Origin of the sequence: Bacillus cereus (assembly GCF_002567495.1) — a bacterium.
GTDB classification, from domain to species: domain Bacteria; phylum Bacillota; class Bacilli; order Bacillales; family Bacillaceae_G; genus Bacillus_A; species Bacillus_A cereus_AQ.
Window position 1 is genome coordinate 19,941 of sequence record NZ_NVAP01000040.1, and the last position, 12,941, is coordinate 32,881.

The following is a 12,941-nucleotide window of genomic DNA, read 5'->3' on the forward strand; positions in this document are numbered from 1 at the left end:
CCGTTGACAATTGAATGTCAATTTTGGTAAGTTATTAATAGATTTAGCACTCAAAGACAAAGAGTGCTAACAGAGGTGATGATGAGATGCTTACGGAACGTCAGCTCTTAATTTTACAAACAATTATTGATGACTTTATTGGATCAGCGCAGCCTGTCGGGTCTAGAACGTTGGCTAAAAAAGATGAAATTACATTTAGTTCAGCTACTATTCGAAATGAAATGGCGGACTTAGAAGAATTAGGTTTTATTGAAAAAACGCACAGTTCTTCTGGACGTGTTCCTTCTGAGAAAGGCTACCGATTTTATGTAGACCATCTTTTAGCGCCGCAAAACTTACCGAACGCTGAAATTATACAAATTAAAGATTTATTTGCTGAAAGAATTTTTGAAGCGGAAAAAATTGCACAGCAATCTGCTCAAATTTTATCAGAACTTACGAATTATACGGCCATTGTTCTTGGACCGAAGTTAAGTACAAATAAACTTAAAAATGTACAAATTGTGCCGCTTGATCGTCAAACTGCAGTCGCTATTATTGTAACTGATACAGGGCATGTACAAAGTAAAACGATTACCGTTCCGGAATCTGTTGATTTATCAGATTTAGAAAAAATGGTTAATGTTTTAAATGAAAAGCTATCTGGCGTACCGATGGAAGAACTTCATAATAAAATCTTTAAGGAGATTGTTACAGTTTTACGTGGGTATGTTCATAATTACGATAGTGCAATAAAAATGTTAGATGGTACATTTCAAGTTCCTTTATCGGAAAAGATATACTTTGGAGGAAAAGCAAATATGCTTTCGCAACCAGAGTTCCATGACATTCAAAAGGTTAGATCTTTACTTACCATGATTGATAATGAAGCCGAATTTTATGACATTTTGCGCCATAAACAAGTCGGGATTCAAGTGAAAATTGGTAGGGAAAACACTTCGACGGCTATGGAGGATTGTAGTTTAATTTCCGCAACATATTCGATCGGAGAAGAACAACTTGGAACAATTGCTATTTTAGGTCCTACGAGAATGCAATATTCTCGTGTAATTAGTTTGTTACAGTTATTTACGAGACAATTTACTGATGGACTTAAAAAGTAAATAAGAGTAATACATTCGCTCAAGTGATGAAATTTTCATTGCTGTGTGTAATATATAATACTTAGGTAATCATGCTATACATGATACCTAATACCTTTTAAGGAGGTGAATATTGTGGAAGAGCGTAACGAACAAGTGGTAGAAGAAGTAAAAGAAGCGCAAGTTGAAGAAGCTGTCACGCCAGAAAGCAGTGAAGAAACTGTAGAAGAAAAAAGTGAGGCTGCTCTTTTACAAGAAAAAGTAGATGAGTTACAAGCGAAACTAACGGAAACGGAAGGTCGCACATTACGTCTACAAGCTGATTTTGAAAATTATAAGCGCCGTGTCCAAATGGATAAACAGGCTGCTGAAAAATATAGAGCACAAAGTCTAGTTTCAGACATCTTGCCAGCTCTTGATAATTTTGAAAGAGCGATGCAAGTGGAAGCGACTGATGAGCAAACGAAATCCTTATTACAAGGTATGGAAATGGTGCATCGTCAATTGCTAGAAGCGTTGACTAAAGAAGGTGTGGAAGTGATTGGAGCTGTTGGTAAACAGTTTGATCCTAATGAACACCAAGCTATTATGCAAGTGGAAGACAGTGAATTTGAATCAAACGCGGTTGTGGAAGAATTCCAAAAAGGTTATAAACTAAAAGACCGTGTGATTCGCCCATCAATGGTAAAAGTAAATCAATAAATTTACATAAAAGTAGGAGGATTAGCCATGAGTAAAATTATCGGTATTGACTTAGGTACAACAAACTCTTGTGTAGCTGTTATGGAAGGTGGAGAACCAAAGGTTATCCCAAATCCAGAAGGAAACCGTACAACACCTTCTGTTGTAGCTTTCAAAAATGAAGAGCGTCAAGTTGGGGAAGTTGCAAAGCGTCAAGCAATTACAAACCCAAATACAATCATGTCTGTTAAACGTCATATGGGTACAGACTACAAAGTAGAAGTTGAAGGTAAAGATTATACACCTCAAGAAATTTCTGCAATCATTTTACAAAACTTAAAAGCTTCTGCTGAAGCATACTTAGGTGAAACAGTAACGAAAGCTGTTATTACAGTACCTGCATACTTCAACGATGCAGAACGTCAAGCGACAAAAGATGCTGGTCGTATCGCTGGTTTAGAAGTTGAGCGTATCATTAACGAACCAACAGCAGCAGCACTTGCTTACGGTTTAGAAAAACAAGATGAAGAGCAAAAAATCTTAGTATATGACTTAGGTGGCGGTACATTTGACGTATCTATCCTTGAGTTAGCAGATGGAACATTCGAAGTTATTTCAACTGCTGGTGACAACCGTCTTGGTGGAGATGACTTTGACCAAGTTGTTATTGACCACTTAGTAGCTGAGTTCAAAAAAGAAAATAACATTGATTTAAGCCAAGATAAAATGGCGCTTCAACGCTTGAAAGATGCAGCTGAAAAAGCGAAAAAAGATCTTTCTGGCGTAACACAAACACAAATTTCATTACCATTCATTAGTGCTGGAGCTGCTGGTCCATTACACTTAGAATTAACATTAACAAGAGCGAAATTCGAAGAGCTTTCAGCAGGTCTTGTTGAAAGAACGTTAGAGCCAACTCGTCGTGCATTAAAAGACGCTGGTTTTGCTCCAAGCGAATTAGATAAAGTTATCCTTGTTGGTGGATCTACTCGTATCCCAGCTGTACAAGAAGCTATTAAACGTGAAACTGGTAAAGAACCATATAAAGGTGTAAACCCTGATGAAGTTGTAGCATTAGGTGCTGCGGTTCAAGGTGGCGTACTTACTGGTGATGTAGAAGGCGTACTATTATTAGACGTAACTCCACTTTCTTTAGGTATTGAAACTATGGGTGGCGTGTTCACGAAATTAATCGAGCGTAACACTACAATTCCAACAAGTAAGTCACAAGTATTCTCAACAGCTGCTGATAACCAACCGGCAGTAGACATTCACGTATTACAAGGTGAGCGTCCAATGTCAGCTGACAACAAAACATTAGGTCGTTTCCAATTAACAGACCTTCCGCCAGCACCACGTGGTATTCCACAAATCGAAGTAACATTCGATATTGATGCGAACGGTATTGTTAACGTACGTGCAAAAGACTTAGGAACAAGTAAAGAACAAGCTATTACAATCCAATCTTCTTCAGGTCTTTCTGATGAAGAAGTAGATCGTATGGTACAAGAAGCAGAAGCAAATGCTGACGCTGACCAAAAACGTAAGGAAGAAGTTGAACTTCGTAACGAAGCTGACCAACTTGTATTCCAAACGGATAAAGTTGTAAAAGATTTAGAAGGTAAAGTGGATGCAGCTGAAGTTGCAAAAGCAACAGAAGCGAAAGAGGCACTACAAGCTGCGATCGAGAAGAACGAGCTTGAGGAAATCCGTGCGAAAAAAGACGCTTTACAAGAAATCGTACAACAATTAAGTGTTAAATTATACGAGCAAGCTCAAGCAGCTGCAGGGCAAGCAGAAGGTGCACAAGGAGCACAAGATGCTGGCGCGAAGAAAGACAATGTAGTAGACGCTGAGTTTGAAGAAGTAAAAGAAGATAAGTAATATAAATAAGTAAGATGACAAAAAGTCAAAGTCAAGCGTGCCTTGGCTTTGGCTTTTTTCACGAATGAGGAGAAATGTGTGAGGTTCTTAAGTTTTTTACTCTGCATACTGTAAGTGAGGAAACTTTGTTGCAAAGCACTTTCTTTCGGTGTTAAAATTACGTTTATGTGAAAGATTCGGGGGTTGTAAATTTATGAGTAAACGAGACTATTATGAGGTCCTTGGACTTAGCAAGGGCGCTTCAACAGATGAAATTAAAAAAGCGTATCGTCGTTTGGCTAAAAAATACCATCCAGACGTAAGCAAAGAAGAAAATGCGCTTGAAAAGTTTAAAGAAGTACAAGAAGCATACGAAGTGTTAAGTGATGATCAAAAGCGTGCGCAGTACGATCAATTTGGTCATGCTGGTGCAAATCAAGGCTTCGGTGGATTTGGCGGCGGAGGAGACTTTGGCGGCGGCTTCGGTTTTGAAGATATATTTAGTTCTTTCTTTGGCGGTGGCGGCGGCAGACGTCGTGATCCGAATGCTCCGCGCCAAGGTGCTGACTTACAATATCAAGTCACTTTAGAGTTTGAAGAAGCTATTTTTGGCAAAGAATTAAACGTGGAAATTCCAGTAGAGGATCCATGTGATACTTGTAAAGGTAGCGGAGCAAAACCAGGAACTTCAAAAGAAACATGTAAACATTGTTCAGGATCAGGTCAAGTGAGTGTGGAACAAAATACACCGTTTGGTCGTATTGTGAACCGTCAAGCTTGTGGTCATTGTTCAGGAACTGGGCAAATGATTAAAGAAAAATGTACAACATGTCACGGTTCTGGTAAAGTTCGTAAACGTAAAAAAATCAATGTTAAAATTCCAGCAGGTATCGATAATGGTCAACAAATTCGTGTATCTGGAAAAGGTGAAGCTGGCGTAAATGGTGGACCAGCAGGAGATTTATATGTAGTCGTTCATGTAAGAAATCATGAATTCTTCGAGCGTGAAGGAGATCACATTATTTGCGAAATGCCATTAACATTTGCGCAAATGGCACTTGGTGCTGAAGTGGAAGTTCCTACTGTTCATGGTAAAGTGAAGCTGAAAATCCCAGCAGGAACACAAACTGGAACAGAATTCCGCTTAAAAGGAAAAGGTGCTCCGAACGTACGTGGATACGGTCAAGGAGATCAATATGTAGTCGTTCGCGTTGTTGTACCGACGAAATTGACTTCACATCAAAAAGATTTATTACGTGAATTTGCAGGGCAAGAAGAGCAGGATGATAGTTTGTTTGGAAAGCTTAAACGTGCTTTCAAAGGGGAATAATGGAAATAAAAAATGGAGTTGGTAAATTGTGAAATGGTCAGAAATTAGTATTCATACAACAGAAGAAGCAGTAGAAGCTGTCTCTCATATTTTACACGAAGCTGGTGCTAGCGGAGTTGCGATTGAGGATCCAGCGGAGTTAACGAAAGAGCGCGAGCAACAATATGGTGAAATTTATGCATTGAATCCAGATGAATATCCGGCGGAAGGTGTATTAATAAAAGCATATTTCCCGCAAACGGATTCTTTACATGAAACGATTGCAGGTGTAAAATCATCTATTGATGTGCTTCCATCTTACGACATCGAAATTGGTACTGGAAATATTACCGTTAACGAAGTCAATGAAGAAGATTGGGCTACTGCTTGGAAAAAATATTACCATCCAGTACAAATTTCTGATACATTCACAATCGTACCAACGTGGGAAGAATATACACCATCTTCTCCTGATGAAAAAATCATTGAATTAGACCCAGGTATGGCGTTTGGCACAGGAACTCATCCAACAACAACGATGTGTATTCGTGCTTTAGAAAAAACAGTTCAATCAGGTGACGCTGTCATTGATGTAGGAACAGGTTCTGGTGTACTTAGTATTGCAGCGGCAAAATTAGGTGCGTCTGCTGTTCAAGCATATGATTTAGATCCAGTTGCAGTAGAAAGTGCAGAAATGAATGTACGTTTAAATAAAACAGACGATATAGTTACTGTGGGACAGAACAGCCTATTAGAAGGTATTGAAGGCCCTGTTGATTTAATCGTAGCGAATTTATTAGCGGAAATTATTCTTTTATTCCCTAAAGATGCAGCGAGAGTTGTAAAATCAGGTGGATTATTTATTACATCAGGCATTATTGCTGCGAAGGAAAAAGTAATTTCTGAGGCGTTAGAACAAGCTGGATTTACAATTGAAGAAGTGTTACGAATGGAAGATTGGGTAGCAATTATTGCACGAAATGCGTAATATAGATTTTAGTCTATAATGAAAAGGGGAGTCTCTCACTATAAGGTGAGGGACTTGCCGTTTGTTATATGAAAAATGATAATGTTTCGTTCTTTTCGTAAGTGTTGACTTACGAAAGGAACGAAACTCTACTAAGGTGATTATATGCAACGTTATTTTGTAGAAGAAAAACATGTAAGTGAAGAAAAAATTCGCATTGTAGGTGATGATGTACATCACATTGCGAGAGTGATGCGTATGACAGCTGGCGATCAAATTTATTGCTGTGTAAACGGAAAAACAGCAGTATGTTCAATTGATGAAATTACCAGTGAATTTATTAATACGGCTATTGTAGAATGGGTAGAGGCGTCAAGTGAACTTCCTGTTTTCGTGACGATTGCAAGTGGACTGCCGAAAGGAGACAAGCTAGAGTTAATTTTCCAAAAAGGAACTGAGCTTGGGGCAGCTGCATTCTTACCATTTCAAGCATCTCGCTCTATCGTAAAATGGGATGCGAAAAAAGCTGATAAAAAAGTTGAGCGTTTAAGAAAAATTGTGAAAGAAGCTGCGGAACAATCACATAGAAGTGAAATTCCGGAAGTACATGCTCCGGCATCATTTAAGCAATTGCTTTCAATGAGTGGTGAGTATGATGTTTGTCTTGTTGCTTACGAAGAGGAAGCAAAACAAGGCGAGAAATCTAATTTTGCGAAAGCTTTAACGACAATGAAACCAGGTCAAAAGCTATTGATTGTATTTGGCCCAGAAGGCGGTTTAGCTGAGGAAGAGATTACAGCGCTTCGTGAACATAAATTTGTACCATGTAGTTTAGGACCAAGAATTTTAAGAACAGAAACGGCGCCGTTATACGCGTTAAGTGCTGCTTCGTATCATTTTGAATTGATGGGGTGATGATCAATGTCAACTGTTGCGTTCCATACGTTAGGTTGTAAAGTAAACCACTATGAAACAGAAGCCATTTGGCAATTGTTTAAACAAGGTGGTTATGAAAGAACAGAATATGAAAAGAAAGCTGATGTATATGTTATTAACACATGTACAGTAACGAATACTGGGGACAAAAAAAGCCGTCAAGTAATTAGACGTGCTGTTCGTCAAAATCCGGATGCAGTTATTTGTGTAACGGGATGTTATGCACAAACATCTCCAGCGGAAATTATGGCGATTCCAGGTGTAGATATTGTAGTTGGTACACAGGATCGTGAAAAGATGTTAGGTTACATCGAAGAATTCCGTAAAGAACGTCAACCAATTAATGCTGTCCGCAATATTATGAAAACACGTGTGTACGAAGAACTTGATGTACCTTATTTCACGGATCGTACACGTGCGTCTTTAAAAATACAAGAGGGTTGCAATAACTTCTGTACATTCTGTATCATTCCTTGGGCGCGTGGTTTAATGCGTTCTCGTGATGGAAAAGAAGTTATTAAACAAGCACAGCAATTAGTAGATGCAGGCTATAAAGAAATCGTATTAACGGGTATTCATACAGGTGGATACGGCGAAGATATAAAAGATTATAACTTAGCTGGATTACTTCGTGATATGGAAGCGGAAGTAGACGGATTAAAACGTCTTCGTATTTCTTCTATTGAAGCGAGTCAAATTTCAGATGAAGTAATTGAAGTGTTAGATAAATCTGAAGTAGTTGTACGTCACTTGCATATTCCGTTACAATCTGGCTCTAATACTGTATTAAAACGTATGCGTCGTAAATATACGATGGAATTCTTCCAAGAGCGCTTAGATCGTTTGAAAGAAGCGTTACCAGGCCTTGCGATTACATCTGACGTAATCGTTGGTTTCCCAGGTGAAACAGAAGAAGAATTCATGGAAACATACAATTTCATTAAAGAGAATCGCTTCTCTGAGTTACACGTGTTCCCTTATTCAAAACGTACAGGAACACCTGCAGCGCGCATGGAAGATCAAGTTCCTGAAGATGTGAAGAACGATCGTGTTCATCGTTTAATTGAGCTATCTAATCAATTAGCGAAAGAATATGCATCAGAATTTGAAGGTGAAGTGCTTGAAATCATTCCGGAAGAGCAATTTAAAGAGGGCGACCGTGAAGGGTTATATGTAGGTTATACAGATAACTACTTGAAAATTGTATTTGAAGGATCAGAAGAATTAATTGGTAAGCTAGTGAAAGTGAAAATTACGAAAGCTGGTTATCCATATAACGAAGCGCAATTTGTTCGTGTTCTTGAAGATGATGTGAAAAAAGAATCAGCAAGCGCATAAAAAGGGCATGCAACCGGAAACGGTTTGCATGCTTTTTTTATTTGAAGCGGTTAAGTATTAAAAATGGAGAGGTGTTTCGTACATCCCTGTATGAAAAAAGATGAAATGATAAAAATATAGTTGTCTTCAGGGGAGAAGGATACTAGCTATTTGCATATCTTTTGAAAAGGAAATGCGTCTATTCTTCTTTTATTCTGCCAAATAGTTGACCTGAAGTGATAAAATGTATTATAATCGTAAAAGACATGCTGAAGAAGTGTTTCTTTTTGCATGCTGAAATTAGTATGTAAGTGTGATGTTTCGGAGGGAGGGAAAGAGAATGTCAAAAACAGTCGTTCGTAAAAACGAGTCTTTGGAGGATGCACTTCGCCGTTTTAAAAGATCGGTTTCTAAAACTGGTACACTTGCTGAAGCAAGAAAGCGCGAGTTTTATGAAAAACCAAGTGTAAAACGTAAGAAGAAATCTGAAGCGGCAAGAAAGCGTAAATTCTAAGAGAGGGTGTAAGTTATGAGTCTTCTCGGTCGTTTAAACGATGATATGAAACAAGCGATGAAGAATAAACAAAAAGAAAAATTAACCGTTATTCGTATGGTTAAGGCTGCTTTACAAAATGAAGGTATTAAACTGCAACATACTCTTACTGAAGAAGAGGAAGTAACAGTTTTAGCTCGTGAAGTAAAACAGTATAAGGACTCCCTCCTTGAATTTAAAAAAGCTGGTCGTGAAGACCTTGTTAATAAACTGCAAAGTGAAATTCAGATTTTAAGCGCATATTTGCCAGAGCAATTAACTGAAGAAGAACTAGTTGATGTAATCAAGCAAGTTATTTCTGAAGTTGGTGCAACTTCTAAAGCAGATATGGGTAAGGTGATGACTGCTGTTATGCCGAAAGTAAAAGGTAAAACAGACGGATCACTTGTGAATAAGCTGGTTATCCAGCTATTAGCATAAAAAAACGTCTCATTTCGTATGAGACGTTTTTTTATTGTTCTTATTAAGGAGAAACGCTATGTTGCTTAAAAAGCGTTTCTGTAAGTGATAGAAACGCCTCTGGTATGTAAAAAAAGGTAACAGCCTTAGTTGTGATTAATCCCACCATAAAAAAGCTTTTTCGTTTTCTTAACTTCTTCGACTAACTCCTCAATGCTTTCTGTTCCCTGTTCCACTATATCTGGACAAAATTCATACATTTCTTGCACGAAAGATTGCATTTCTTCGTCTGTAGGTAACACGCTAAAAATGACATCAACCCAGTCATGATCTGCACCGATTATGATAAAAGGATAGCGATCATTCCATTTTCTTAGTTTAAAAATAACATCTATATTGCTAACTTCGTAATTAACGCCATTTGTTTGTTGGATTGTAAGGATATCAAATTGGCCATTTCCTTGTATAATTGCAATTCTACACTCACTCTTACTTCCGTGACTAAAACTTCTTTCGCAAATAAAAGCTAAGTATCCAAGCTTCTGAACCTTAGATTGAAGTTTTATAACTTGCTGTTCAGCATAAACCTCAAAGGTAACGAAAGAGACTCCAGCTATTTTAGATTTTGAATCAGTTACATAAAAGGGCTGGATGCTGCTGTCAGTAACTTGTTTTATAACATTCAAAATTTCTTGACTAAATCCAATTTCCTTTCGTATTTCCTCGCTTATTAATTCATTTTTTTGTTTTTTAATGAATCCTAATATTTTTTGAAATGCATATAACAACCACCTATAAAATCTTCTTACTTACAACGCAAAATTTAGAGTGGAGCCATTTCCTTTTTCGAATTTTATCTCATTTGTCTAATGAATGACAACTACTTATTCTATGGTCAGTATGTCACGCCCAGAACAAATTGTAACAGGGTTTTTCAAGTTTCTAACTGCTCGCTAGGCTCAATTTCTTCATGCAACTTGTACTGATATCCCCTAGGGGCGCATATTCTTGTATTAATACTTCTATTATTAAGGATAACATCTTCTGATCCATCATTGTCCCGACAAATATGATTTCATATAGCGACTGTTTTATTAACATGATATGAACTCTTACAGAATATAGTTATGTTAGTGAAGTCGTTATAACACGATAGGCACTTGTGAAGAAATACATATATGGGATGAGAGGGGGGTCTTTCGAGATGAAGAAATTAGAACAAATGAAAAATTGGTTAACAAAACAAGTAGACCTGCCAGTGGATGTATTAATGGATCTACCTCGGATTACTCTTGTTGGGCAAATACATATTTATATAGAAAATCATCGGGGACTATTAGTGTTTTCAGATAAAGAAGTACGATTGCTATTAAAACACGGTCAATTACTAATTAAAGGACAATCCTTTGTTATTAAAACGATTCTTCCAGAAGAGCTTTTGCTCGAAGGGATAATTGAGCAAGTAACATTTTTAGAAAATGAAAAAAAAGGTGATTGAAGTGAAACTTCCATTTGTGAAGTTTTTCTTCTTTGTCCTGTAAAAGTTCCGTTAATAGAGAATTAAAGTTTTACTTTGTTTCATTTTAGTACGAGCTATTTTAATGCTTCAAATGAAAAGTAGTATATCTACTTTTAGAAAGGTAGTGAAGGTGGTAGATGAAAAATAAATGGTTTATCAAGTGGCTTGGATATGTAAAAGTGCGAATTGAAGGTAGAGGAGCGGAACGGTTTGTTAATGAATGTGTACGGAGGAATTTATTAGTTTGGGATGTTAAGAAGATAGCTGATGAAACGTTAGTTTTTTGTATGTTGTTACGCGATGTGAAAAAAATAAAACCAATTTATAGAAAAAATGAATGTAAATTATATTTTATTGGACGTTATGGTTTTCCTTTTTGGAATAAGCGTTTAATTAAAAATAGCGGATTTTTAATTGGGTTTTTAATTTTCTTTTTTGGTGTGATTGCGATGTCAAATATGGTTTGGAAAATTGAAATTACAGGAGCAAAACCTGAAACAGAATATATATTGATGAAAGAATTGGATAAAATGGGTATTAAAAAAGGGAAACTACAGTTTCAAATGCCGAATGTAGAAGATGTACAACGCCATTTGACGGATAATATTAATGCGATTACTTGGGCGGGACTAGAAGTAAGAGGGACGACGTATCATTTTAAAATTGTTGAAAAAAACGAACCGAAAAAAGAAAAGGAACAACAACCACAAAATTTAGTGGCAAAAAAAGAAGCGATTATTACAAAAACGTTTGTAGAAGTTGGAAAACCAGTTGTACTGAAAAATGATCATGTAGAAAAAGGGCAGATTCTCGTATCAGGGATATATGGTAATGCGGAAAGCCCGACGATTGTTTCAGCGAAAGGTATTGTGTATGGCGAAACGTGGTATACATCTAAGGTGAATGTTCCACTAAAGACGCAATTCCAAGTGTATACTGGTAATGTATACAATGAACATTTTCTTAAATTTGGGGATACGAAAATAAAAATATGGGGATTTCAACATGATAAGTATAAACGCTCTCGTACTGAAAGTGTAAAGCATGATGTGAAATTATTTGGTTTTACACTGCCGATTGCATATGAAAAAGATGTTGTGAGAGAAGAGGAAGAAGCGAATCGAGAATATACAGAAACGCAAGCGATGAAAGTAGCGAAAGAGATGGCCGAAAAAGAACTAAAGAAAAAATTGGATGAACATGCTATGATTGTAAGTGACAAGATTTTGAGTAAAGAGGTTGAGGCGGATCAACTAAAAGTTACATTGCATTATACTGTGATTGAAAATATTGCAGAGCCACAACCAATATCCGAATCCGATATTCAAGGAGACTGAGTAATGGCAGAACAATTAGTAGAAATGAACCAACAATTGGAAAATACTAACGAAGCAATCGCTCTTTTTGGAGTCAATGATGCGCATTTAAAAGTAATTGAACGAGAACTTAATGTATCGATCGTAACTAGAGGAGAAACTGTTCACGTATCTGGGGCAGTTGAAACAGTGACACTCGTAGAAAAAATCTTACAGCAATTACTTGTTGTAATTCGTAAGAGTATATCAATTTCAGAGAGAGATGTTGCGTATGCAATTCAGCTCGCGCAACAAGGGAAAATTGCTCAATTTGAAGAGTTATATGAAGAAGAAATTTTCAAGACTGCAAAAGGTAAATCCATTCGTGTAAAAACAATGGGGCAAAGACGATATATTCATGCGATGAAGAAGAATGATATTGTATTTGGGATAGGGCCTGCAGGAACTGGGAAAACATACTTAGCTGTAGTAATGGCTGTGAGAGCTTTAAAACAAGGATATGTAAAGAAAATTATTTTAACAAGACCTGCTGTAGAAGCTGGAGAAAATTTAGGTTTTTTACCAGGGGATTTGAAAGAGAAGGTAGATCCGTACTTACGTCCATTATATGATGCCTTGCATGATATTCTTGGACAAGAATATACGCAACGTATGATGGAACGAGGAGTAATTGAAATCGCGCCGCTTGCTTATATGAGGGGGCGTACACTTGATGATTCATTTGTTATTTTAGATGAGGCCCAGAATACAACGGGTGCTCAAATAAAAATGTTTTTAACAAGATTAGGTTTTAGTTCTAAAATGGTTATTACAGGGGATCCGTCACAAGTAGACTTGCCGAAAGGGGTAAAATCAGGGCTATCTATAGCTTCTAATATTTTATCTGGTGTATCAGGTCTGTCATTTATTACATTAGAACAAACGGACGTTGTGAGACATCCATTGGTGCAACGTATTATTGAGGCATATGATAAAATGGAATGATCCTATTTGTCAGGA

The 12,941-nt window shown here is 37.1% G+C and carries 12 protein-coding genes and 1 pseudogene; 12 read left to right on the forward strand and 1 reads right to left on the reverse strand.

The genetic code is table 11. The annotated features are described in order from the left end of the window. The first annotated feature begins 86 nt into the window (after positions 1-86). From hrcA to COK05_RS18790, 9 genes are all read left to right on the forward strand, one after another. Positions 87-1,103 (forward strand): heat-inducible transcriptional repressor HrcA, encoded by a 1,017-nt coding sequence (gene hrcA / locus COK05_RS18745; RefSeq protein ID WP_098613801.1) that lies wholly within the window; start codon positions 87-89, stop codon positions 1,101-1,103. A 114-nt stretch (positions 1,104-1,217) separates the two neighbouring features. Then, positions 1,218-1,784 carry a nucleotide exchange factor GrpE gene (grpE, locus tag COK05_RS18750; protein ID WP_098613802.1) on the forward strand — a complete coding sequence of 189 codons (567 nt, stop codon included), beginning with the start codon at positions 1,218-1,220 and terminating at the stop codon, positions 1,782-1,784. A 27-nt stretch (positions 1,785-1,811) separates the two neighbouring features. Continuing rightward, positions 1,812-3,647: a chaperone protein DnaK gene (dnaK, locus tag COK05_RS18755; RefSeq protein WP_097819252.1), complete on the forward strand. Its 1,836-nt coding sequence runs from the start codon at positions 1,812-1,814 to the stop codon at positions 3,645-3,647. Positions 3,648-3,840: 193 nt separating this feature from the next. Continuing rightward, positions 3,841-4,956, forward strand: a complete 1,116-nt coding sequence (dnaJ, locus tag COK05_RS18760) for a chaperone protein DnaJ (protein ID WP_098613803.1) — start codon at positions 3,841-3,843, stop codon at positions 4,954-4,956. Positions 4,957-4,984: 28 nt separating this feature from the next. Next, the gene (gene prmA, locus COK05_RS18765) at positions 4,985-5,923 is read left to right on the forward strand and encodes a 50S ribosomal protein L11 methyltransferase (RefSeq protein ID WP_098613804.1); all 939 of its coding nucleotides are present in this window, start codon (positions 4,985-4,987) and stop codon (positions 5,921-5,923) included. A 144-nt stretch (positions 5,924-6,067) separates the two neighbouring features. Beyond that, positions 6,068-6,817 (forward strand): 16S rRNA (uracil(1498)-N(3))-methyltransferase, encoded by a 750-nt coding sequence (locus tag COK05_RS18770; RefSeq protein ID WP_098613805.1) that lies wholly within the window; start codon positions 6,068-6,070, stop codon positions 6,815-6,817. 6 nt (positions 6,818-6,823) lie between these two features. Continuing rightward, positions 6,824-8,176, forward strand: a complete 1,353-nt coding sequence (gene mtaB / locus COK05_RS18775) for a tRNA (N(6)-L-threonylcarbamoyladenosine(37)-C(2))-methylthiotransferase MtaB (RefSeq protein WP_098613806.1) — start codon at positions 6,824-6,826, stop codon at positions 8,174-8,176. Between the two features lie 319 nt (positions 8,177-8,495). After that, positions 8,496-8,669 (forward strand): 30S ribosomal protein S21, encoded by a 174-nt coding sequence (rpsU, locus tag COK05_RS18785; protein ID WP_000048061.1) that lies wholly within the window; start codon positions 8,496-8,498, stop codon positions 8,667-8,669. A gap of 15 nt (positions 8,670-8,684) precedes the next feature. Beyond that, positions 8,685-9,128, forward strand: coding sequence for a GatB/YqeY domain-containing protein (locus COK05_RS18790; RefSeq protein WP_000054582.1), 444 nt, complete (start codon positions 8,685-8,687; stop codon positions 9,126-9,128). A gap of 135 nt (positions 9,129-9,263) precedes the next feature. Here the strand turns inward: COK05_RS18790 and COK05_RS18795 are convergent. After that, positions 9,264-9,895: pseudogene (locus COK05_RS18795) on the reverse strand (DUF4253 domain-containing protein). A gap of 416 nt (positions 9,896-10,311) precedes the next feature. Between COK05_RS18795 and yqfC the strand changes: the two are divergent. From yqfC to COK05_RS18810, 3 genes are all read left to right on the forward strand, one after another. Continuing rightward, positions 10,312-10,605, forward strand: coding sequence for a sporulation protein YqfC (gene yqfC, locus COK05_RS18800; protein ID WP_000732269.1), 294 nt, complete (start codon positions 10,312-10,314; stop codon positions 10,603-10,605). A 158-nt stretch (positions 10,606-10,763) separates the two neighbouring features. Then, positions 10,764-11,963, forward strand: coding sequence for a sporulation protein YqfD (gene yqfD, locus COK05_RS18805; RefSeq protein WP_098613808.1), 1,200 nt, complete (start codon positions 10,764-10,766; stop codon positions 11,961-11,963). 3 nt (positions 11,964-11,966) lie between these two features. Continuing rightward, positions 11,967-12,926 carry a PhoH family protein gene (locus tag COK05_RS18810; protein ID WP_000840521.1) on the forward strand — a complete coding sequence of 320 codons (960 nt, stop codon included), beginning with the start codon at positions 11,967-11,969 and terminating at the stop codon, positions 12,924-12,926. The last annotated feature ends 15 nt before the right edge of the window (positions 12,927-12,941 follow it).